General features: G+C 46.3%; 25 protein-coding genes and 1 pseudogene. 17 read left to right on the forward strand and 9 right to left on the reverse strand.

Annotated features, from left to right (window positions below; all coding sequences use genetic code 11):
- Positions 1–50 precede the first annotated feature (50 nt).
- Positions 51–1,754: a hypothetical protein gene (locus DTHIO_RS13050; protein ID WP_040418708.1), complete on the forward strand. Its 1,704-nt coding sequence runs from the start codon at positions 51–53 to the stop codon at positions 1,752–1,754.
- A 649-nt stretch (positions 1,755–2,403) separates the two neighbouring features.
- Positions 2,404–2,628: a hypothetical protein gene (locus DTHIO_RS13055; protein WP_008870743.1), complete on the forward strand. Its 225-nt coding sequence runs from the start codon at positions 2,404–2,406 to the stop codon at positions 2,626–2,628.
- A 244-nt stretch (positions 2,629–2,872) separates the two neighbouring features.
- On the opposite strand, the gene DTHIO_RS13060 is transcribed toward DTHIO_RS13055, so the two are convergent.
- A complete protein-coding gene (locus DTHIO_RS13060) occupies positions 2,873–3,184 on the reverse strand; it encodes a hypothetical protein (RefSeq protein ID WP_008870744.1) in 312 nt (103 codons plus the stop codon).
- Positions 3,185–3,298: 114 nt separating this feature from the next.
- On the opposite strand from DTHIO_RS13060, the gene DTHIO_RS13065 reads away from it, so the two are divergent.
- The 4 genes and pseudogenes from DTHIO_RS13065 to DTHIO_RS22480 all read left to right on the forward strand — a co-directional run.
- Positions 3,299–4,219: a transposase gene (locus DTHIO_RS13065; protein WP_008870745.1), complete on the forward strand. Its 921-nt coding sequence runs from the start codon at positions 3,299–3,301 to the stop codon at positions 4,217–4,219.
- Between the two features lie 305 nt (positions 4,220–4,524).
- Positions 4,525–4,815, forward strand: coding sequence for a nucleotidyltransferase family protein (locus tag DTHIO_RS13070; protein WP_008870746.1), 291 nt, complete (start codon positions 4,525–4,527; stop codon positions 4,813–4,815).
- 185 nt (positions 4,816–5,000) lie between these two features.
- Positions 5,001–5,240: a type II toxin-antitoxin system RelB/DinJ family antitoxin gene (locus DTHIO_RS13075; RefSeq protein ID WP_008870747.1), complete on the forward strand. Its 240-nt coding sequence runs from the start codon at positions 5,001–5,003 to the stop codon at positions 5,238–5,240.
- Positions 5,241–5,378: 138 nt separating this feature from the next.
- A pseudogene (locus DTHIO_RS22480) lies at positions 5,379–5,624 on the forward strand (transposase); the annotation flags it as partial.
- A gap of 208 nt (positions 5,625–5,832) precedes the next feature.
- On the opposite strand, the gene DTHIO_RS13085 reads toward DTHIO_RS22480, so the two are convergent.
- Positions 5,833–7,560 (reverse strand): IS1634 family transposase, encoded by a 1,728-nt coding sequence (locus DTHIO_RS13085; protein ID WP_208596366.1) that lies wholly within the window; start codon positions 7,558–7,560, stop codon positions 5,833–5,835.
- Positions 7,561–7,996: 436 nt separating this feature from the next.
- On the opposite strand from DTHIO_RS13085, the gene DTHIO_RS13095 reads away from it, so the two are divergent.
- The 3 genes from DTHIO_RS13095 to DTHIO_RS13100 all read left to right on the forward strand — a co-directional run bounded on the left by DTHIO_RS13095 (position 7,997) and on the right by DTHIO_RS13100 (position 9,702).
- Positions 7,997–8,917, forward strand: a complete 921-nt coding sequence (locus DTHIO_RS13095) for a transposase (RefSeq protein ID WP_008870750.1) — start codon at positions 7,997–7,999, stop codon at positions 8,915–8,917.
- Positions 8,918–9,083: 166 nt separating this feature from the next.
- Positions 9,084–9,281 (forward strand): hypothetical protein, encoded by a 198-nt coding sequence (locus DTHIO_RS21180; RefSeq protein WP_008870751.1) that lies wholly within the window; start codon positions 9,084–9,086, stop codon positions 9,279–9,281.
- The gene (locus DTHIO_RS13100; protein ID WP_050775200.1) at positions 9,235–9,702 is read left to right on the forward strand and encodes a nucleotidyltransferase; all 468 of its coding nucleotides are present in this window, start codon (positions 9,235–9,237) and stop codon (positions 9,700–9,702) included. Before DTHIO_RS21180 ends, DTHIO_RS13100 begins: the two co-directional genes overlap by 47 nt.
- Positions 9,703–9,841: 139 nt before the next feature.
- On the opposite strand, the gene DTHIO_RS13105 is transcribed toward DTHIO_RS13100, so the two are convergent.
- From DTHIO_RS13105 to DTHIO_RS13120, 3 genes are all read right to left on the reverse strand, one after another.
- Entirely contained in the window at positions 9,842–10,333 is a 492-nt protein-coding gene (locus tag DTHIO_RS13105) for a hypothetical protein (RefSeq protein WP_008870753.1), read from the reverse strand.
- 391 nt (positions 10,334–10,724) lie between these two features.
- The gene (locus tag DTHIO_RS13115) at positions 10,725–11,126 is read right to left on the reverse strand and encodes a type II toxin-antitoxin system VapC family toxin (RefSeq protein WP_008870754.1); all 402 of its coding nucleotides are present in this window, start codon (positions 11,124–11,126) and stop codon (positions 10,725–10,727) included.
- Positions 11,113–11,469 carry a ribbon-helix-helix domain-containing protein gene (locus tag DTHIO_RS13120; RefSeq protein WP_008870755.1) on the reverse strand — a complete coding sequence of 119 codons (357 nt, stop codon included), beginning with the start codon at positions 11,467–11,469 and terminating at the stop codon, positions 11,113–11,115. The genes DTHIO_RS13115 and DTHIO_RS13120 overlap by 14 nt, the downstream gene beginning before the upstream one ends.
- A 704-nt stretch (positions 11,470–12,173) precedes the next feature.
- Between DTHIO_RS13120 and DTHIO_RS13125 the strand changes: the two genes are divergently transcribed.
- Both DTHIO_RS13125 and DTHIO_RS13130 read left to right on the forward strand, forming a co-directional pair.
- The gene (locus DTHIO_RS13125) at positions 12,174–12,416 is read left to right on the forward strand and encodes a DUF6364 family protein (RefSeq protein WP_008870756.1); all 243 of its coding nucleotides are present in this window, start codon (positions 12,174–12,176) and stop codon (positions 12,414–12,416) included.
- Positions 12,413–12,604: a PIN domain-containing protein gene (locus tag DTHIO_RS13130; protein ID WP_008870757.1), complete on the forward strand. Its 192-nt coding sequence runs from the start codon at positions 12,413–12,415 to the stop codon at positions 12,602–12,604. Before DTHIO_RS13125 ends, DTHIO_RS13130 begins: the two co-directional genes overlap by 4 nt.
- Before the next feature lie 171 nt (positions 12,605–12,775).
- On the opposite strand, the gene DTHIO_RS22730 is transcribed toward DTHIO_RS13130, so the two are convergent.
- Positions 12,776–12,907 carry a hypothetical protein gene (locus DTHIO_RS22730; RefSeq protein ID WP_008870758.1) on the reverse strand — a complete coding sequence of 44 codons (132 nt, stop codon included), beginning with the start codon at positions 12,905–12,907 and terminating at the stop codon, positions 12,776–12,778.
- A gap of 289 nt (positions 12,908–13,196) precedes the next feature.
- Between DTHIO_RS22730 and DTHIO_RS13135 the strand changes: the two genes are divergently transcribed.
- Together DTHIO_RS13135 and DTHIO_RS13140 are read left to right on the forward strand one after the other, a co-directional pair.
- Complete coding sequence (locus DTHIO_RS13135; protein ID WP_008870759.1) at positions 13,197–13,427, forward strand: ribbon-helix-helix domain-containing protein; 231 nt, start codon at positions 13,197–13,199, stop codon at positions 13,425–13,427.
- Positions 13,424–13,750: a type II toxin-antitoxin system PemK/MazF family toxin gene (locus tag DTHIO_RS13140; RefSeq protein ID WP_008870760.1), complete on the forward strand. Its 327-nt coding sequence runs from the start codon at positions 13,424–13,426 to the stop codon at positions 13,748–13,750. The genes DTHIO_RS13135 and DTHIO_RS13140 overlap by 4 nt, the downstream gene beginning before the upstream one ends.
- 87 nt (positions 13,751–13,837) lie before the next feature.
- Here the strand turns inward: DTHIO_RS13140 and DTHIO_RS13145 are convergent, their stop codons facing one another.
- Positions 13,838–14,320, reverse strand: a complete 483-nt coding sequence (locus tag DTHIO_RS13145) for a glycosyltransferase family protein (RefSeq protein ID WP_208596418.1) — start codon at positions 14,318–14,320, stop codon at positions 13,838–13,840.
- 90 nt (positions 14,321–14,410) lie between these two features.
- On the opposite strand from DTHIO_RS13145, the gene DTHIO_RS13150 reads away from it, so the two are divergent.
- The 4 genes from DTHIO_RS13150 to DTHIO_RS13165 all read left to right on the forward strand — a co-directional run bounded on the left by DTHIO_RS13150 (position 14,411) and on the right by DTHIO_RS13165 (position 16,725).
- The gene (locus DTHIO_RS13150; protein WP_008870745.1) at positions 14,411–15,331 is read left to right on the forward strand and encodes a transposase; all 921 of its coding nucleotides are present in this window, start codon (positions 14,411–14,413) and stop codon (positions 15,329–15,331) included.
- Between the two features lie 305 nt (positions 15,332–15,636).
- Complete coding sequence (locus DTHIO_RS13155; protein ID WP_008870761.1) at positions 15,637–15,825, forward strand: nucleotidyltransferase family protein; 189 nt, start codon at positions 15,637–15,639, stop codon at positions 15,823–15,825.
- Positions 15,826–16,075: 250 nt separating this feature from the next.
- Positions 16,076–16,300 carry a hypothetical protein gene (locus tag DTHIO_RS13160; protein ID WP_008870743.1) on the forward strand — a complete coding sequence of 75 codons (225 nt, stop codon included), beginning with the start codon at positions 16,076–16,078 and terminating at the stop codon, positions 16,298–16,300.
- Complete coding sequence (locus tag DTHIO_RS13165) at positions 16,288–16,725, forward strand: type II toxin-antitoxin system VapC family toxin (RefSeq protein ID WP_008870762.1); 438 nt, start codon at positions 16,288–16,290, stop codon at positions 16,723–16,725. Before DTHIO_RS13160 ends, DTHIO_RS13165 begins: the two co-directional genes overlap by 13 nt.
- A gap of 391 nt (positions 16,726–17,116) precedes the next feature.
- Here the strand turns inward: DTHIO_RS13165 and DTHIO_RS13170 are convergent, their stop codons facing one another.
- The gene (locus DTHIO_RS13170; RefSeq protein WP_008870763.1) at positions 17,117–17,662 is read right to left on the reverse strand and encodes a hypothetical protein; all 546 of its coding nucleotides are present in this window, start codon (positions 17,660–17,662) and stop codon (positions 17,117–17,119) included.
- Positions 17,663–17,772: 110 nt separating this feature from the next.
- Positions 17,773–19,329 (reverse strand): IS66 family transposase, encoded by a 1,557-nt coding sequence (tnpC, locus tag DTHIO_RS13175; RefSeq protein ID WP_008868370.1) that lies wholly within the window; start codon positions 19,327–19,329, stop codon positions 17,773–17,775.
- Positions 19,330–19,334 lie beyond the last annotated feature (5 nt).

Genomic DNA, 19,334 nt, shown 5'->3' on the forward strand with positions numbered 1-19,334 from the left:
GACAGAAAAAAAACGTAGCAATATGCGGTGCTCAAAGCGGTTCAGTGCTTATGTACCTGGTAGCCGTGATCGTGGTAGCTGGTGCGTTGAGTGCAGGCCTGGTTTCTCTGACCACCACATCTACTTTTACTCAGTTAAGCCAGGGCAACTCTGAACAAGCCAGGTACATGGCCATGGCCGGGTATGAATATGCAAAGAAACGTTTGCATGAGAATGCTCCGGATATTGACATAGACGAAATTGCTGATGAGGATGAAGGATATTCTTTAGGTGATCATGGATCTTTTAAGCTAAAGTTAGGGGAAATTGATAACGATCTTTTTGCAGGTCGTTACGAGATTGTCTCTGAAGGCATAGCCTACAAAGGCACATCAAGACAAGCAAGCTATAAAATAAAAGGAAAATTCTCACCGGGATTTATAGACGTACCCTATGCTGAAATGAGCGAGAAGGAAATTGAAAACTTTATCCACCACTCAGCAGTAAAAGTTCCGGACGATCAGAATAGAGATGACTGGGAACCTGATTCGGATCCCGACAACCGTGTACCAGACGACGTAAAGGTCTTAAGATCTTCTGTTGGTGGTTCCATGCTCTTTGTTCCTGTTCCAGCCACCAACGATTACAATCAGTATATCGTGCGTGCTGTGGTCAGAAACAGCGAGGCTGATTCTGAAGGATACGCAGTCTTTTTTGATACCGAGCTAAACGATGAAAACAAGCCAGATCCTGGATACAGCTTCAATATGGATCCTGATGCTGACGAACTGAGCATCAGAGAATGGGATGATGGCGAGAGGGCTGATGAGCCAGAGACTGAAGTTGATCCAGAAAAGATAGAAGACTTTGATTATGAGGACTTTTATTATATTGAAATCAGGGTTACTGGCAATAGCAGAGCTGCAAGAGCTACTATTTACGATCTGGAAGACGGGGCGAATTATGACTACACTCCAAAAAATATCAGAAATTTTAAAAATGATGGTCCCTGGAACCTGGACAGTGACCTGTCCCTTTCCCATAGTTTTAGTTTTGACTTTGATTTCACCTCAGAAGAGCAAATCTATGCTGGCTTTAAAATCTTAGGAGACGAGCCAGTATATTTTCATCATCTTGAGATTGAGCTTATTCATGATGATGGACAAATTATTATTATTGATGACGAGGGCAACCGAATTGAAGAGGAGTTTTCTCCGATATTAGAGCTACCTACTGATGAACATGAAAATTGGGTTGAGTTGGAAATAAAATCAGGAGTAGGCACTCAGGAATATGATGAATTCGATTTTTATGCTCCAGAAGGCATTACTGTTGAGTCTGGCGTGGAATTTCTTTCCGAATCTGCACAAGGAAAAGTCAAGCTTGAGGCTGACAGCGGAGATATAAATATTGAAGATGGTGTTGTTTTTTCAACTACCGATAGTGCTGGCAATGATCCTGAAGAAATATATATTAAAACATGCGGCAATGTAGACATCCAGGGCGCTCAATTCGACGCCAGGAGATACATTTATATTGAAGCTGGAGGGTCTATAAACGCTAGAGATGCAGATCTGACTGTCTCTACAAATTCAGCTCAGCTGGGTATTGATTTTGTGCTCAATAAGGAGTGCGCGGATATAGAAACCGGGAATATAGAGGTTGAAAATCTATATATGGAATTTTTGAACAGAGACCAGCAGGCTGAGGCTGATCCCTGTGAAGCCATAGAAGGTGATTTAAGAGATCTCAGCGATAATTTTGATTGTCCTTAGAAGCATTTTACCCCCACACTCTGACCCGCCTACGACAGGAGAACATCTTACGAACACTCAGCGTCCACCTAAAGAGACCCAAGGAGCAGCCAGTGGTACTAATCGCCCGTTTTTCAGGGTATAGAAACCAACAGGGTCAGACAAAATAAGATTTACAATCCTTTTTGTATCGGCTAAACATTCTTCCGCCAACACCAGACCTCATCCCAGGGAATTCGCCATGCCCAGACCGGCAAGACTATACGAACTGATAAGTGCATCAACACTTAAACTGCAAACGTCTAACTCGGGCTTTGCCCGCAACCCAATAAAGAAAAGGGCTTTTTTGACAGGATTAACCACGCCAAAGACACGTGGCAGGCATAGATTAAGAGATGGATAAAGAAAAAAAACATTTTGTCCTGGCTCCCAGTTTAATGCCCTTCGGGCTTGCTCTACGAGCAATTAAATCACGCCACAGGCGTGACAGACGGAAGCCAGGCCAAAAGGTAATCACTCAATCCTGTTAATCCTGTCCAAGTTTCTTGTTTTTTGTGACAGGGTTTCAGGAGTTAGCCACTGATCAAATCCTTATTGCCAAACCCAGCCATCTGCCTTAATCTTAATTGAACTGACGTCTTTAAACTATGAGCAGTTAAAGGTGAGCAAAATGGAAACACGAAGATATGAGCAGGTTTTATCTGACATCCAGGCCCTGCCTCTTTCTGAACAACTCCTCTTATTAGAACAAACAGCATCATTAGTAAGAAACAAGGCTGCTTCTTCATCTAAAGCCAGGAGCATCATGGAACTTAAGGGAATGGGGAAAGATTTATGGAAAAAAATAGATGTAGATAACTATATAGCTGAAGAAAGAGCATCATGGAGAGAATAAAAAACTCTCTGGCGCTACCGTCGGAATTGATACCGCACCTCTGATTTACTTTATTGAAGAAAAGCTCCCTATCTTTGTGTATGATGTTTCTGCAAAAAGCCTCTTTTACAGACGCAGTTGATGGTTGACGGTTGACAGTTGACAGAAAAATCAAATAGTTAGAAAAATACGTTCAGGGCACAAAATCAACTTTTCGACTTTTGCAGTCATATTATAGAAGCATGCCCGGTTGGACAGTGTTCAATCAGGTAAGTTTCAGGATGGCAACGATCAACCCGCCAACGGTCACGGTGGTCCCGAATGACCAGATCAGCAGGCGGTCCATGCGTTTGGTCAATGCCATAAAGCGCTGGTCAAACTGTTCAAAACGCTTATCCACCTGCTCAAAGCGCTTGTCCACCTGTTCAAAGCGTTTATCCATCTGTTCGATGATATACTGGATCAGCTCTCTCTGATTTCGCAGCTCCTCCTCCACCCTGACCATACGCTCCCGCAGCTCGATTTCATAGACCATGGGCGGTTTGCCCAGGCTCTGCTCCGCAAGCCACTGGGACATATACTCCTTTAGAAAGGAAACCAACAGGGACAGACAAAATATACTGGACTTTCATCCTCATTTCGGCTACCTCTTTTTCCATAGACATCAACCCTCACCCCATGGAGGTTCACCATGCCAAGAAACGCCAGATTTACCCTGCCTCACAGGCCCACGGTCTATCACGTGATATCTAGAACAGCCCTGTCTGGCTTGCCTTTGGGCGATATCGAAAAGAACCGCCTTCTGGAGATTATCAAGTATTTCAGCAGCATTTATTTTGTAGATGTCCTTGGATTTTGTATTATGGGCAACCACTGGCATCTGGCTGTAAAGATTTATCCAAGGGACTACGCTACCAGGCAGGAGGTCCAGGAAAGGTTTGTCAAACGCTATGGCGAGGATGTTCATTTCGGAGACCAGGAGATAGAAAAATTCAGCAAGAAATGGACTGATCTTTCTGAGTTCGTCCGGGAGATTAAGCAGACCTTTTCCCGGTATTACAATAAGAGGCATAACAGGCGGGGCTTTTTCTGGGGTGAGCGATTCAAGTCCATGATTGTTCAGGAAGGAAGCACCCTTGTGAACATGCTGGCCTACATAGACCTGAATCCCATTCGGGCTGGTATAGTCAAAAAGCCGGAGGATTACCGCTGGAGTTCTCTAGGGTACCATGTTCAAACTGGGAACAAAGACGGTTTCTTATCCATTGATTTTGGTTTCAAGGAATGGAACGAGTTTGACCCCCAAGAGATTGTCCGCAAATACAGACAGTTTGTTTACGAAACCGGGGCTGTGGATGCTGGAAAGGGCAAGACCATTGATCAAAAAATAGTAGAAAAAGCCCGCAAAAAGGGCTACAAAGTATCCCGAGTAGAGCGCTTCAGGTACAGATGCAGGTATTTTACCGATTCCGGAGTTATCGGCGGCAAGGACTTTGTCCAGGAGGTATTTGACCAGGTCAAGCACCTGCTGGGCTCCAAGGACAAGCGCAAATTCACGCCCGTAGGCGGTGTGGAGGGGGTTTATTCCATGAAAAGGTTGGGTGAATCCTGAGGTCAACTTTTTTACAGCGAAGCCAGGGACAGAACCCGTGCTAATCCGGCATTACTGGATTTGATCCATCTGCAGCTACAACAGACTATAATCCTGATCAAGTTGTCAAAAAACACGTATGGGACATTATGCTGTGAATATGGTTTTCTCACTCCAGGCTTGACTCAAGGTTGGGTAAAATTTATTGTGAACCATCAATCCACATTATGGTACACAAGGAGATACAAAAATGAAGTCCATCACCATTCATAATCTTGATGACCCTCTGGATTGAATGCCTCAACCCTCTTTAAGTTGTGTTATCTATGAATCGCAATAATATTTTCAACACTATCAAAAAATACCGTGAAAAATCCGGTGATGAGTTCGGCATTCTCAGGATAGGTGTATTTGGCTCCCTCGCTAAAGGGCAGGAAAATTCTGCAAGTGATGTTGATGTAGTTGTAGACTTGAACAAACAGGACCTTTTCAGGATTATCGGAATCAAGCAGGACCTTGAAGATATCCTGGTACTCAAAGTTGATGTAATAAGTTACAGACCCGGCATGAATAAGTTTCTAAAGGAAAGAATCGACCAGGAAGCTGTCTATGTATGATCAGAGCCTTGCAGCACACCTCCTCAGCCAGGTGCATGAGGCTTCCATGACAAAGCACACCACAATTTTATCATGAAGAAGACCGCAGAGCGGTCAGGGGATGCTCCGCATGCAGAGCGTGGGAGCAATGAAATAAATTGCTAATAATTTCACCGTATGGGGCATTAACTATGGGGGCAAATCCGATGAAAATTCACAATGACGAACCTGTGTTAGTAAAAATAGAAGTGCCTGCCCATCGTCTGCACAATGCAGAGCAAATTCTTGATCAACTGGGCTTGGACCCCAGCCAGGCCATCAACATTTTTCTGGCAAAAGTAGAGCTATGTCAGGGACTTCCTTTTGATGTATCCCTTGGAGACAGTGCGTTGCTTAGCCCATCTCAACAGGCGGATGAATGGAGTGAGGCCTTTGGCGAGTACTAATCCAAAAACAGGTGAAGTATGGTATGCCGATCTGGGCATGGAAACCAACAGGGACAGACAAAATATACTGGACTTTCATCCTCATTTCGGCTACCTCTTTTTCCATAGACATCAACCCTCATCCCATGGAGGTTCACCATGCCAAGAAACGCCAGATTTACCCTGCCTCACAGGCCCACGGTCTATCACGTGATATCTAGAACAGCCCTGTCTGGCTTGCCTTTGGGCGATATCGAAAAGAACCGCCTTCTGGAGATTATCAAGTATTTCAGCAGCATTTATTTTGTAGATGTCCTTGGATTTTGTATTATGGGCAACCACTGGCACCTGGCTGTAAAGATTTATCCAAGGGACTACGCTACCAGAGAAACCAACAGGGACAGACAAAATATACTGGACTTTCATCCTCATTTCGGCTACCTCTTTTTCCATAGACATCAACCCTCACCCCATGGAGGTTCACCATGCCAAGAAACGCCAGATTTACCCTGCCTCACAGGCCCACGGTCTATCACGTGATATCTAGCGTGAGTTTATTACGGTTAGTCCCAAAATTAATCGTAACACCTTGTAATATATGTAAATATTAAGGTTAAGATTTGTATACACTGAACGGTATTTTTGATTTCATCGGCAACTCGGCAATTCCCATTGCATCTGCAAGCTCCTTGACATCTGGGTCCATCTCCTCAAGCTGATATGTGGCTCTGTAGCGCCCTTTTGATTTTTGGGTCGGGGCATCGATCAGAGTGGCCAGACGAATCTCGGATAGTTTTTCCAGCAAAGTATGCGGAGACCGAGAAAAGCCGGCATTCTCCCGGGCATGCTTGAAAGCCACCATAACCAGGAGAAAGGCCACCAAACATATGAAACCGTGCACCTCTATCTTTTGATCAGTCCAGTGATATTGAGGTCGCCATGCCATGTGAAACGGGTTCTTCATATTTTTAAACACGTACTCTATATTGGCCTGACCCCAATAAGCTTTGATGATTTCCTCAGTACTCCAGTGATGCCTGTTGGTGATAAGGATGCGGCGTCCAAACCGCCACTTTTTAAGTTCTTCCAAGTGGTCGTAGTCGATCCAATACTGTAGTTCGAATGCATCTTCCTGCAAAAAAGTGAGCTCCCACTCCACGATCCCTTTGGGCACACAGGAGGAAATAAGTGAATCAATCTTTTTCTGGATTCCGGCTTCAGTTCGCTTTTTTCCTTTTTGGGTCGGCATCTTGATGGCTTCTTTTAATTGATCAAGTTCGCTGCAAAGCTTGGAGAGGCCTTGCTCCAGGCCTCTAATTTGACCATCTCGCAGCTTTTCAGAGATGTAGACCACTGCTGTCAGGTCGCTTCCCCAGATTGTTGTGCGCTCCTTGTAGCAGGGAACACTTTTATTCCCTATAAGTATTTCTTGCAGGTTCAGATTGGCTCTTTCAACCAAATGCCTGTGTTGGTGAACAGAAAGCGCTCCGACAAAATAAATGGTCTGGTCTACCTCTTTAAGCATTTTTTTTGAATTGTTCCCTTGATCCAGAACAACGGTAATGTCTTCAAGGGAGCCACTGAGCCTTTTGAGTCTGTCAGAAAACCTTGCGAAATGCTCTTTGAAAACAGTTTTGTCGTTTAAGTTCCCCTGGTATGTCCTGTGGTATATCGGGAGCTGATCCTGGCGTGAGACCAGGAGCAAAAGGCCAAACTGCCTAAGGTCAATTCGTCGCTGCTTGTTTTTTCCTCGCTTAGCCAGTGTGCACCGTTCATTGGTCGAAGCGATGTAAGTGAAGAAATTACTTGTATCATAGAGCAGGGTATCCATGGAAAGCAGGCCATGTTCATAGAGGGTGTCAACGATCTCTTCTTCAATTGCAGGAATGGTTTCTGATGGAAGGGCATCCATCTGATCCCAGAAGTGCTGGCTGTCGATCTTGGCCAAAGACATTCGTAAAAGATACGAGAGGCTGGTACGCTTGGCCCATCCCTTATACCAGTTTCTTTTACTGGTTGGCTGACAGATTCTACCCATGGACGCAAGGACAATAGAACCTCCAACAGTAAACCCATCTCTGATTTGTTTATTTGGCACATGGCGGTTGATAATTTGAACCAGGTCAAGGGATTCTATCAAATTGAGTAAGTAGGCTACCAGTCCATGCGAGTAACTTTTGACCTTGTGCGGCCCTGCCCCTTCTTGAAGCCGCTTCAGGAGGTTTTCAGCAGTGCCGAGATGCTCCAGGACAACAGGGCGTGGTTTTCCGTTGATCCGTCTGGATTCGACTATGGCCCAGTAGTCCCTGCCTCTTGAAGGTTTCTTTTGAATAGTTGCCATTTCAGTGTATACATACACATTGAAAGGCCCATATGTCAACCCCAAATTAAGCATAATTTGTTGAAAATTAAGAATTTTTTATCGAATAGAAAGAAGTCTGTTCGATACATATTTCAGTGTATACATTTTTAATTAAAGCAACATATTGAAAACATTGAAGATGTCCTCGAAAATTGCGCTAAGCGTAATAAACTCACGCTAGAACAGCCCTGTCTGGCTTGCCTTTGGGCGATATCGAAAAGAACCGCCTTCTGGAGATTATCAAGTATTTCAGCAGCATTTATTTTGTAGATGTCCTTGGATTTTGTATTATGGAAACCAACAGGGACTGTATTATGGAAACCAACAGGGACAGACAAAATATACTGGACTTTCATCCTCATTTCGGCTACCTCTTTTTCCATAGACATCAACCCTCACCCCATGGAGGTTCACCATGCCAAGAAACGCCAGATTTACCCTGCCTCACAGGCCCACGGTCTATCACGTGATATCTAGAACAGCCCTGTCTGGCTTGCCTTTGGGCGATATCGAAAAGAACCGCCTTCTGGAGATTATCAAGTATTTCAGCAGCATTTATTTTGTAGATGTCCTTGGATTTTGTATTATGGGCAACCACTGGCATCTGGCTGTAAAGATTTATCCAAGGGACTACGCTACCAGGCAGGAGGTCCAGGAAAGGTTTGTCAAACGCTATGGCGAGGATGTTCATTTCGGAGACCAGGAGATAGAAAAATTCAGCAAGAAATGGACTGATCTTTCTGAGTTCGTCCGGGAGATTAAGCAGACCTTTTCCCGGTATTACAATAAGAGGCATAACAGGCGGGGCTTTTTCTGGGGTGAGCGATTCAAGTCCATGATTGTTCAGGAAGGAAGCACCCTTGTGAACATGCTGGCCTACATAGACCTGAATCCCATTCGGGCTGGTATAGTCAAAAAGCCGGAGGATTACCGCTGGAGTTCTCTAGGGTACCATGTTCAAACTGGGAACAAAGACGGTTTTTTATCCATTGATTTTGGCCTCAAGGAATGGAACGAGTTTGACCCCCAAGAGATTGTCCGCAAATACAGACAGTTTGTTTACGAAACCGGGGCTGTGGATGCCGGAAAGGGCAAGACCATTGATCAAAAAATAGTAGAAAAAGCCCGCAAAAAGGGCTACAAGATATCCCGAGTAGAGCGCTTCAGATACAGATGTCGGTATTTTACAGATTCCGGGGTTATCGGCGGCAAGGACTTTGTTCAGGAGGTATTTGACCAGGTCAAGCACCTGCTGGGCTCCAAGGACAAGCGCAAATTCACGCCCGTAGGCGGTGTGGAGGGGGTTTATTCCATGAAAAGGTTGGGTGAATCCTGAGGTCAACTTTTTTACAGCGAAGCCAGGGACAGAACCCGTGCTAATCCGGCATCACTGGATTTGATCCATCTGTGGCTACAACAGACTATGATTCTGATCGAGTTGTCAAATACACGTAATCCTCCCTACAAACAGGCAATGCTCCCTCGGACTACAAGGATAAGAAATGAAAAAATTCGAAGAAAATTACCAGCGTATGATCGATGACAGACGTTCATTCGATATTCGATTCTGGCAATCTCAAGGTGATGTTGCCATTTTTAAAGCCGTAACAGAAATGCACAATGACTATCTTTTGATACGAGGGAAAAATGCTGATGAGTCCCGACTTCAAAGAACTGTTGAAACTTTTCGAAAAGCATAACATTCGATATCTTATTGTAGGCGGCTATGCAGTAATGAAATATAGCGAGCCTAGATTTACAAAAGATATTGATATGCTTATCGCGACTGATCAAGAGAATGCGAAAAGTGTTTATCTGGCATTAAAAGAGTTCGGTGCTCCACTGGAAAATATTGATCAAGACGATTTTGCTCATGAGGGATACTTCTATCAAATGGGGAGACCACCCTTGCGAGTCGATATTATGATGTCAATCCCAGGAATTGAGTTTGATGAGGCATGGAATAACCGTGAAGTGGTTGAATTAGATGATCTTAAATTATTTTTCATATCGCGATCCGATCTCATACGCGCAAAAGAAAAGAGTGGAAGGCAACAAGATAAGATAGATCTCAAGATACTAAAGGAAGCCGAACGATTGGATGCACTCGACAAAAAATAGCCTGCCAGCGCAACAATACTGTTCGCGGGGATGCTCAGTGCAGCTGAGGCGTATCAGGGAATGCCGGTGACTATGATGACGGTTTTGTCCTTGGCCGGTACAGACGCCGTAGAGGCATGCCCGGTTAGACGGTGTTCAATCAGGTAAGTTTTAGGATGGCAACGATCAGTGCGCCCACGGTTACCGTGGTCCCGAAGGACCAGATCAGCAGGCGGTCCATGCGTTTGGTCAAGGCCAGAAAGCGCTGGTCAGCTTGTTCAAAGCGCTTATCCACTTGTTCAAAGCGCGAATTCATGTCCTGGCGCATCTCTTCAAAGCGCCTGTCCACTTGTTCAAAACGCGCATTCATGTCCTGGCGCATCTCTTCAAAACGCTTATCCACCTGCTCAAAGCGCTTATCCACTTGTTGAAAACGCTTGTCAACCTGTTCAAAGCGTTTATCCATCTGCTCGATGATATACTGGATCAGCTCCCTCTGATTTCTGAGTTCCTCTTCCACCCTGACCATACGCTCCCGCAGCTCGATTTCATAGACCATGGGCGGTTTGCCCAGGCTCTGTTCCGCCAGCCACTGGGACATGTGCTCCTTCAGAAAGCTGATCTGTTCTTGAGTAAAAGGCTCTGTGGACATGGAACATCTCCCTTTTCCTTTTATTATAAGCCAGACTCAAGCAGCATGCAAGCCCTTTTTCCCCATCCCCCATGCCCTATGTTTGTCACGCCTGTGGCGTGATGAAAAAGCCCGGAGGGCTTCCTGTGCGCAGACAGGAGTTTCACTGGGGCCCCATGCCTCTATATCAACTTCCCCACTTTCCTCTTCATTGGTGCAGTGAGTAAAGGAAGATATAAGGGACATTATGTTGCCAGTTGTATTAAGTTGCGAGGAATATCCAAGAGGGACAGGAGAAATATGTTAATCAATCCCTGGGTCGATGTAGATGTTCTGTAGAGGTTTGCCTGAAAAATTCTTTTCTTCTCTCGCAGAGGCCACCAGGTTACGCAGAGGTGAGAAAGACCATTTATTAGGGCAACCGCTTGAAGCCCGCTAAATCAAAATGACGATCAAACGTAAACACTTGCTGGACATGCCTGGATGTCATGAGCGTAAAGGAGACGCAGTCTGTGAAGGACACGACTTGATCAGAAAATTTTGCGAACAGCTTCAGAGCACGCAGCTCATCCTCTCTGTCGGGCCGCCATATCTGGAAAGCATGTGATGCATAGATGTTATTCAGCCGCTCGGCGGCAAAAATATTGCCGGCTCTTCTTCCCAGCAGAGTAGCGGTTTCGTTCAGCACAAGGCTGCTTGTGGCAAGTCTTTCATGGCTTTTTTCCAGTTCGGCCCATATATTCAACGCATGCTGATGAAACTGGTCTTTGAGGAGATAACGCGCCAGTAATGGACCAGTATCAACGAATATCATGAGACTCGCCATAAAGATATTCATCGTGTTCAGCGCTAAAATCGGGAGGGGAATCGCCCTGATAAACAGCCTTGTCCGCGTAAAAGCAGTCCTGCAAGCCATTGCCGGCTTCAGTGCTGTCAATTTCCTTTTGCAGGGCTTCCCGGATGAGCTGTCCCAGGGAGACTCCCATTTTCCTGGACTTGCTGTACGCCCGAATCTTCAATTCCCGGGGAAGCATAATTGTTGTGCGTTGCATATGATCACCTTTCATTATGTAGCCATAATATTTCATGCATAACCCTTCGTCAAGCAGAACGTTTTCAAGTTCCTTGAACCTGCTGTCATAGATCTGCCGGATCAAGTCCTCCTCTGCGACGTTTAATGGATGAAGTGCAGGATGATAGTTTGCTGATTTTGGTCATTGATATTGGTCACCGCAGGGAAAGATGCCAGCGGTTTTCTGAAAGAATCCCCGGAGTGATGGGTGTGTGGACCACAGCTCACCGACTATTGACAACGAATTCCAGAATGCCTGTATCTAAGGCGGGCTATGCCCGCAACCCAATAAATAAAAGAGTTTTTTGACCCCAGTGTATTGGAAGAATATACACGGGGCAGGCAGGATTAACCACGCCAAAGAAGCGTGGCAGGCATAGATTAAGAGATTGATTAAGAGAAAAACTTTTTTGTCCTGGCTCCCAGTTTAATGCCCTTCGGGCTTGCTCTGCGAGCAATTAAACGGGACAGGCGGAAGCCAGGCCAAAAGGTAATCACTCCAGCACTCACTTTTTTCCGGCACTCATGAAGAAGAAAGTGAGTGCTGGATGGTAAATTCAGTCAGCGGCATCAGGCCGGTGGCTGATTATCCCAACCATCCTGTTAATTCTGTCTAAGGCCTGCCACGCGTCCTGCCACGCTTCTTAGCGTGGTTCGCGTGGTTCTTGTTTTTTATGACAGGGTTTCAGGAGTAAGTCACTGACATGATTGATCCTTGACATGGAGCTGAAGGATTAATTATTCTCACACTTATAACACATAAGGATCGTCAGTGTCAGGGAGGTGGCAATGAATATTACTTTATCCGCGGACAAAGAGCTTATCCAGAAGGCAAGGGAGTACGCTGCCCAGCGGGGAACAAGCCTCAATCAGTTGATCCGGGAATATCTGGAACATACAGCTGCAATGGGAGACAAGGAGTCCAATGCCCGGGAGTTTGAGCGGCTGGCCAGAGAGTGCGGCGGAACAAGTCCGAAAGGATATGTTTTCGACCGCGAAGATGCTCATGGCCGGGGGGAAGACGGGCCATGAAAAGGTGTTTCATAGATTCCAACATTGTGGTCTATGCCAATGACACCCGGGCCAAGTCCAGGCAATCGCGGGCTATAGAGACCATCAGTGCTTGCATGAGGGCCGGAAAAGTTACAGAGAATATGGGGACATTATGTTGCGAGTTTACCCGGTTGAACATTTATCCGGTTAAATCTTCTTCCATTTAACTGGACGGCTGTGCCGTAGCCCTTCGGTCTGTTCAACTGGGTGAAGTTATGTTGCCAGTATCCCGCTATACCCCGCCTGCCTTTAGTATTTTTTTAACGCACCCTGCATGCCCCGCCCTGATTAAATGCTCTAAAGGAAGTTTCGGCTCAACAGAATGGATCCACCCCGCCTCACCCGGTATAGACATATATCCCGCATACCCCGCCCTTGAGGTAGTTCCCGGAATGTTCAGTGATCAGGCTCCAGTACTCAGCACTGATCCCTGATTTTTTCTTGACCCCGCATGAATTCTTTCCATTCATTTTTCTTCTTTCCAAAACTACAACTTCTTGAGTATTGGGAAAAATACCTTCCCCATTTCATGCTTGGTATGTTTTGGGCAATTAAGCATCGCAACATAAGGTTAGGGCCAGGTCTCTGAGACCAGCAAGTGATCAATGAGTCATCGGTCTCCGGCGGTTCGGCGGCTGCGCTGCGGTTCCTGGTTCTTTGTTAACGAAGAACCTTTATCCAGTCCCCTGCCATTGACATCCTGCAATAGTCAGCATAGAAAAGTAGTATATATCCTACTTTAATACCCTGGAGGTTGGTATGAAAGTCAAGACATCCATCACTTTATCCAAAGATATTGTTGAAAAAATTGACTCCTTATCAGAGTCCTATGGCAACAGGTCTACTCTGATCGAAAAAGCAGTCCGGGATTTAATTGCGGCCCGGGAAAAACTGGACCGGGATCAAAGTGACCTGGAGATTATTAACAAGCAGGCAGATACCCTGAATTCTGAAGCCATAGATGTTCTGTCTTATCAGGTTGATTTATGAAACGCGGCCAGCTTTACCGGGTTTATAAAGCCCCTGGCAATGACCCTAAAGCCTTCCGGGTGTTTGTTGTTGTCAGCCGTCAGGTGCTCCTGGACTCGCGTTTTTCCACTGCCATTTGCGCTCCTGTTTATTCCGCTTGCCATGGGCTTTCCACACAAGTTCCCGTAGGAATAGAAAATGGCCTGAAGCATGAGAGCAGCATCCATTGTGATGAACTGGTCAGTATTCCTAAACGCATGCTCAGCGATTTTATCGGATCGCTGAGCCCTACGCAGATGAATAAACTTGATCAGGCACTGGCCATTGCTCTTGAACTGGGCTAAACGAAAAGGTGTTCCTGGTTCGTCGTTCTTGGTTCTTGGTTTTAACGAAGAACGAGGAACGAAGAACGAGGAACGAAGAAAACACCCTCACTCCCGGGTCTCATTACGGTCATACATGAGCTGGGCGATCTGTTCTGAAACCAGGCCCACCATGAACACCACCACGGCCATGGTCATGAGCATTGCGGATGTAGGTCCATAGCGGGCGTCCATGACGATTATCTTGAACAGGCCCCAGCCAAGGCCGGTGAAAAACATGAGGGCGCTGACGGGCAGAAATATGCGCATAGGGGAGAACAGGGTGGCTATTTTGATTATTATCAGAAAAAACCTGGAACCGTCCCGAAAAAGCTTTATCTTGCTTTTGCCCTCCCGGCGGGCGGTCTTGATAGGCACGTAGGTCAGGCTGTACCCTCCACGGATTACGGCCATGGTAAGGGTGGTGGGGTAGGAAAAGGTGTTGGGCAGCATGGAAACGAACCTGCGGGCGATGTCGGCCTTTACCGCACGAAACCCGGAGGTCAGGTCCTCAATGGGCCGCTTGCAGATGTAAGTGGCAAAGAAAACCAACAGGGACAGACGAAAAATACTGGACTTTCATCCTCATTTCGGCTACCTCTTTTTCCATAGACATCAACCCTCACCCCATGGAGGTTCACCATGCCAAGAAACGCCAGATTTACCCTGCCTCACAGGCCCACGGTCTATCACGTGATATCTAGAACAGCCCTGTCTGGCTTGCCTTTGGGCGATATCGAAAAGAACCGCCTTCTGGAGATTATCAAGTATTTCAGCAGCATTTATTTTGTAGATGTCCTTGGATTTTGTATTATGGGCAACCACTGGCATCTGGCTGTAAAGATTTATCCAAGGGACTACGCTACCAGGCAGGAGGTCCAGGAAAGGTTTGTCAAACGCTATGGCGAGGATGTTCATTTCGGAGACCAGGAGATAGAAAAATTCAGCAAGAAATGGACTGATCTTTCTGAGTTCGTCCGGGAGATTAAGCAGACCTTTTCCCGGTATTACAATAAGAGGCATAACAGGCGGGGCTTTTTCTGGGGTGAGCGATTCAAGTCCATGATTGTTCAGGAAGGAAGCACCCTTGTGAACATGCTGGCCTACATAGACCTGAATCCCATTCGGGCTGGTATAGTCAAAAAGCCGGAGGATTACCGCTGGAGTTCTCTAGGGTACCATGTTCAAACTGGGAACAAAGACGGTTTCTTATCCATTGATTTTGGTTTCAAGGAATGGAACGAGTTTGACCCCCAAGAGATTGTCCGCAAATACAGACAGTTTGTTTACGAAACCGGGGCTGTGGATGCTGGAAAGGGCAAGACCATTGATCAAAAAATAGTAGAAAAAGCCCGCAAAAAGGGCTACAAAGTATCCCGAGTAGAGCGCTTCAGGTACAGATGCAGGTATTTTACCGATTCCGGAGTTATCGGCGGGAAAGACTTTGTTCAGGAGGTATTTGACCAGGTCAAGCACCTGCTGGGCTCCAAGGACAAGCGCAAATTCACGCCCGTAGGCGGTGTGGAGGGGGTTTATTCCATGAAAAGGTTGGGTGAATCCTGAGGTCAACTTTTTTACAGCGAAGCCAGGGACAGAACCCGTGCTAATCCGGCATTACTGGATTTGATCCATCTGCAGCTACAACAGACTATAATTCTGATCAAGTTGTCAAAAAACACGTATGGGACATTATGCTGTGAATATGGTTTTCTCACTCCAGGCTTGACTCAAGGTTGGGTAAAATTTATTGTGAACCATCAATCCACATTATGGTACACAAGGAGATACAAAAATGAAGTCCATCACCATTCATAATCTTGATGACCCTCTGGATTGAATGCCTCAACCCTCTTTAAGTTGTGTTATCTATGAATCGCAATAATATTTTCAACACTATCAAAAAATACCGTGAAAAATCCGGTGATGAGTTCGGCATTCTCAGGATAGGTGTATTTGGCTCCCTGGCTAAAGGGCAGGAAAATTCTGCAAGTGATGTTGATGTAGTTGTAGACTTTGAGGCCAGCAAATATCTGATTTTATTGAAATTGACTCTCTAATGAATAGCCAATGGGCAGACAAAATAAGATTTACAATCCTTTTTGTATCGGCTAAACATTTTTCCACCAACACCAGACCTCATCCCAGAAAATTCGCCATGCCCAGACCGGCAAGACTATACGAACTGATAAGTGCATCAACACTTAATCGGCAAACGTCTAATCAAATCCTTATTGCCAAAATCGGCCATCTGCCTTAATCTTAATTGAACTGACGTCTTTAAACTATGAGCAGTTAAAGGTGAGCAAAATGGAAACACGAAGATATGAGCAGGTTTTATCTGACATCCAGGCCCTGCCTCTTTCTGAACAACTCCTCTTATTAGAACAAACAGCATCATTAGTAAGAAACAAGGCTGCTTCTTCATCTAAAGCCAGGAGCATCATGGAACTTAAGGGAATGGGGAAAGATTTATGGAAAAAAATAGATGTAGATAACTATATAGCTGAAGAAAGAGCATCATGGAGAGAATAAAAAAACTCTCTGGCACTACCGTCGGAATTGATACCGCACCTCTAATTTACTTTATTGAAGAAAAGCCTCCCTATCTTTCTGTATTGGAACCATTTTTTGCAGAAATGGAAAAGGGATCTTTTTTAGTTTCAACTTCGACCATTACCTTGCTTGAAGTTCTGGTTTATCCCATGCGTGCAGGTAATTATTCTCTGGCATCTGAATATAAGGATATCCTGCTGCATTCAAAAATGATAACCGTTGAAATTTCTCATTCTATCTCAGAGCGTGCTGCAGGCCTAAGAGCAAAACATAATATTAGAACTCCAGATGCATTACAAATTTGTGCAGCCATTGAAACGGGAGCAGACTACTTTCTCTCGAACGATCTCAGGCTGCCAGATATCCCTTCAATTAAGATAATCACCCTTGATAGTCTGATTTAATCAGCAGCTTGCCGGCCCCGCAAACGGCAGGGTAACGCAAATACCGCGCGTTCTGGACAGTATGACTATTGACATTATGCGCTTTGCCGGAAGTGTAAAACCAATACCCTTCATTTTACACTTCGCGTCAAGCGCAAAGTGTAAAACAAGCTTAAAGGCCATACTTTCTTTTGAAAACGGAAACCGCCCATCTCATGCCCTGAAGGGCCAGAGGTATGAGCTTTCTTCTTATCGTACAGGCTATTACTACTTACTTCCTTGGCGGGAGCATGACATAAGGTGACACTGGGGTCAGCCCCTTATCCTCTCTTGCATCATTTTTGGGAAAAGTGACACCTGTCCTTGGCCGGTACAGACGCCATAGAGGCATACCCGGTTGGACAGTGTTCAATCAGGTAAGTTTCAGGATGGCAACGATCAGTCCGCCCACGGTTACGGTAGTCCCGAAGGACCAGATCAGCAGGCGGTCCATGCGCTTGGTAAGGGCCAGAAAGCGCTGGTCAGCCTGTTCAAAACGCTTATCCACTTGTTCAAAACGAGAATTCATGTCCTGGCGCATATCTTCAAAGCGCCTGTCCATCTGTTCAAAACGCAAATGCATGTCCTGGCGCATTTCTTCAAAGCGCTTATCAACCTGCTCAAAGCGCGCATTCATGTCCTGGCGCATCTCTTCAAAGCGCTTATCCACTTGCTCAAAGCGCTTATCCACTTGTTGAAAGCGCTTATCCACCTGTTCAAAGCGCTTGTCCATCTGTTCGATGATATACTGAATCAGCTCCCTCTGATTTCTCAGTTCCTCCTCCACCCGGACCATGCGCTCCCGCAGCTCGATTTCATAGACCATGGGCGGCTTGCCCAGGCTCTGCTCCGCCAGCCACTGGGACATATGCTCCTTCAGAAAGCTGATCTGTTCTTGAGTAAAAGGCTCTGTGGACATGGACATCTCCGTAAGCGTCCAAACGGGTACACCTATCCATGGGCGGGTATCGTTGGTAGTATTCCCTGGCCCACTGGATATGCAGCAGGCCAGGGGTATGATGGTTGGGATCAGCAGGCAGTGGGGGAAGGCAGGACTTCCGGATCTATGTACTGAGGCATAAGGGCCTTCAGATCCTGCTCGGTCTTGGCCAGGGGCAAGTTTTCAAACAGGTGGCGTAAGTATGCGTAAGGCTCCAGGCCGTTCTTTTTGGCTGTCTCCACCAGGGAGAAGTACATAGCGCCTGCCTTGGCTCCATTGGGATGTCCGGCAAAAAGCCAGTTCTTGCGTCCCAGGGCGAAGGGTCTGATGGCGTTTTCCACCAGATTATTGTCAGGCCGCAGCCGGCCATCCAGTGTATAGCGCACCACTCTGTCCCACTGGTTCAGGGCATAATTTATGGCCGTGCCCAGTTTGCTTTTGTCCGGGGTGGTTTTACTTCTTTCGTCCAGCAGAGTTTTTATCTGGTTTAGTATGGGTATACTTTTTTCCTGACGTTCTTCCTGTATCCGGTCGGGCTTTAGCTTTCTGGTTTCAAAGGACTGTTCCAGGATATATAGCTTGGCGATAAGGTTCAGGATTTCCTGGGCGGTTCCGCCCTTGTGCTTTTGTTTCTTGGAGAGTTTGACCACATCCATAAACTTGCGCCGGACATGGGCCAGGCATCCTACATGGAATATGCCCGGCTTGTCGCCCAGGTCGTTGTAGACTGCATAGCCGTCACTTTGAATATAACCTTGATAGTCCTGGAGGAAATCCAGGGCCAGACCGCTTCGCGTGGGATGATAATCATAAAGGACAGTGGGATTTTCAGGATGGCCGCCAAGGAAAACCCACATATATGACTTGGAAGTGTTGGACCGGCCCGGTTCATCAAGTACCTGTACCGGGGTCTCGTCTATGCCCACCTGGAATCCGAGCATGATCTCCTTTTTGAACAGATCCAGGAAAGGCTCGCAGACCCTGGCCGCATGCATGGCCCAGGAGACCATGGTGGAACGGGAGATATCAATGCCCAGCCTTAAAAGCTGCTTGCACTGGCGATAAAAGGGTAGGCCGTCCACAAACTTGGCTGTGATGATATGAGCCATAAGACCTGGAGTCACTATGCCCTGGGGGATCAGCTGTTCCGGCATGGGAGCTATTTTGACTGCACCCTGATCATCTTCGGCTCCCTCGCAGTTTTTGCAGGCGTATTTGAGACGGATGTAGCGATTAACAATCAGCCTGGCAGGGATATAATCCAGTTTTTCGCTTACTTCCTGACCTATCGGGCTTAGCTCGACTCCGCAGGGGCATATCTTTTCCTCCCCAGAGAGGTCATGGATTATATCCTTTCTGGGAAGATCCTTGGGGATGGGCTTGCGGCCACGTTTCTTACGGGAATGTTCAGGTATGGTGATGGTTTTTTCCTGGGGCGTTTCCACCTCGGTTTCCATCTCAACAAGGCCAGGCATCATGGGCCAGGTCTCTTTGGAGCCGCATTTGGGTTTTTTATCGGATTTGGACCCATAGATGGCTTTTTGCAGGAAGTTCAGTTTCTCCTGCAGGTAGATAAGTTGCTGGTGGTAGTCAGCAACGATATCTTTGAGCGCATCCTTATCATCTGGCAAGTTGTTGATGTCCATAACTG

The sequence above is a fragment of the Desulfonatronospira thiodismutans ASO3-1 genome (genome assembly GCF_000174435.1).
In the GTDB taxonomy this organism is placed as follows: domain Bacteria; phylum Desulfobacterota; class Desulfovibrionia; order Desulfovibrionales; family Desulfonatronovibrionaceae; genus Desulfonatronospira; species Desulfonatronospira thiodismutans.

Excerpts from the sequence above, each read along its gene's own strand:
- DTHIO_RS13050 (WP_040418708.1), top strand. The coding sequence starts at position 51 with ATGTACCTGGTAGCCGTGATCGTGGTAGCTGGTGCGTTGAGTGCAGGC.
- DTHIO_RS13055 (WP_008870743.1), top strand. The coding sequence starts at position 2,404 with ATGGAAACACGAAGATATGAGCAGGTTTTATCTGACATCCAGGCCCTG.
- DTHIO_RS13060 (WP_008870744.1), bottom strand. The coding sequence starts at position 3,184 with ATGTCCCAGTGGCTTGCGGAGCAGAGCCTGGGCAAACCGCCCATGGTC.
- DTHIO_RS13065 (WP_008870745.1), top strand. The coding sequence starts at position 3,299 with ATGCCAAGAAACGCCAGATTTACCCTGCCTCACAGGCCCACGGTCTAT.
- DTHIO_RS13070 (WP_008870746.1), top strand. The coding sequence starts at position 4,525 with ATGAATCGCAATAATATTTTCAACACTATCAAAAAATACCGTGAAAAA.
- DTHIO_RS13075 (WP_008870747.1), top strand. The coding sequence starts at position 5,001 with ATGAAAATTCACAATGACGAACCTGTGTTAGTAAAAATAGAAGTGCCT.
- DTHIO_RS13085 (WP_208596366.1), bottom strand. The coding sequence starts at position 7,560 with ATGGCAACTATTCAAAAGAAACCTTCAAGAGGCAGGGACTACTGGGCC.
- DTHIO_RS13095 (WP_008870750.1), top strand. The coding sequence starts at position 7,997 with ATGCCAAGAAACGCCAGATTTACCCTGCCTCACAGGCCCACGGTCTAT.
- DTHIO_RS21180 (WP_008870751.1), top strand. The coding sequence starts at position 9,084 with ATGAAAAAATTCGAAGAAAATTACCAGCGTATGATCGATGACAGACGT.
- DTHIO_RS13100 (WP_050775200.1), top strand. The coding sequence starts at position 9,235 with ATGAGTCCCGACTTCAAAGAACTGTTGAAACTTTTCGAAAAGCATAAC.
- DTHIO_RS13105 (WP_008870753.1), bottom strand. The coding sequence starts at position 10,333 with ATGTCCACAGAGCCTTTTACTCAAGAACAGATCAGCTTTCTGAAGGAG.
- DTHIO_RS13115 (WP_008870754.1), bottom strand. The coding sequence starts at position 11,126 with ATGATATTCGTTGATACTGGTCCATTACTGGCGCGTTATCTCCTCAAA.
- DTHIO_RS13125 (WP_008870756.1), top strand. The coding sequence starts at position 12,174 with ATGAATATTACTTTATCCGCGGACAAAGAGCTTATCCAGAAGGCAAGG.
- DTHIO_RS13130 (WP_008870757.1), top strand. The coding sequence starts at position 12,413 with ATGAAAAGGTGTTTCATAGATTCCAACATTGTGGTCTATGCCAATGAC.
- DTHIO_RS22730 (WP_008870758.1), bottom strand. The coding sequence starts at position 12,907 with ATGAATGGAAAGAATTCATGCGGGGTCAAGAAAAAATCAGGGATCAGT.
- DTHIO_RS13135 (WP_008870759.1), top strand. The coding sequence starts at position 13,197 with ATGAAAGTCAAGACATCCATCACTTTATCCAAAGATATTGTTGAAAAA.
- DTHIO_RS13140 (WP_008870760.1), top strand. The coding sequence starts at position 13,424 with ATGAAACGCGGCCAGCTTTACCGGGTTTATAAAGCCCCTGGCAATGAC.
- DTHIO_RS13150 (WP_008870745.1), top strand. The coding sequence starts at position 14,411 with ATGCCAAGAAACGCCAGATTTACCCTGCCTCACAGGCCCACGGTCTAT.
- DTHIO_RS13155 (WP_008870761.1), top strand. The coding sequence starts at position 15,637 with ATGAATCGCAATAATATTTTCAACACTATCAAAAAATACCGTGAAAAA.
- DTHIO_RS13160 (WP_008870743.1), top strand. The coding sequence starts at position 16,076 with ATGGAAACACGAAGATATGAGCAGGTTTTATCTGACATCCAGGCCCTG.
- DTHIO_RS13165 (WP_008870762.1), top strand. The coding sequence starts at position 16,288 with ATGGAGAGAATAAAAAAACTCTCTGGCACTACCGTCGGAATTGATACC.
- DTHIO_RS13170 (WP_008870763.1), bottom strand. The coding sequence starts at position 17,662 with ATGTCCACAGAGCCTTTTACTCAAGAACAGATCAGCTTTCTGAAGGAG.
- tnpC (WP_008868370.1), bottom strand. The coding sequence starts at position 19,329 with ATGGACATCAACAACTTGCCAGATGATAAGGATGCGCTCAAAGATATC.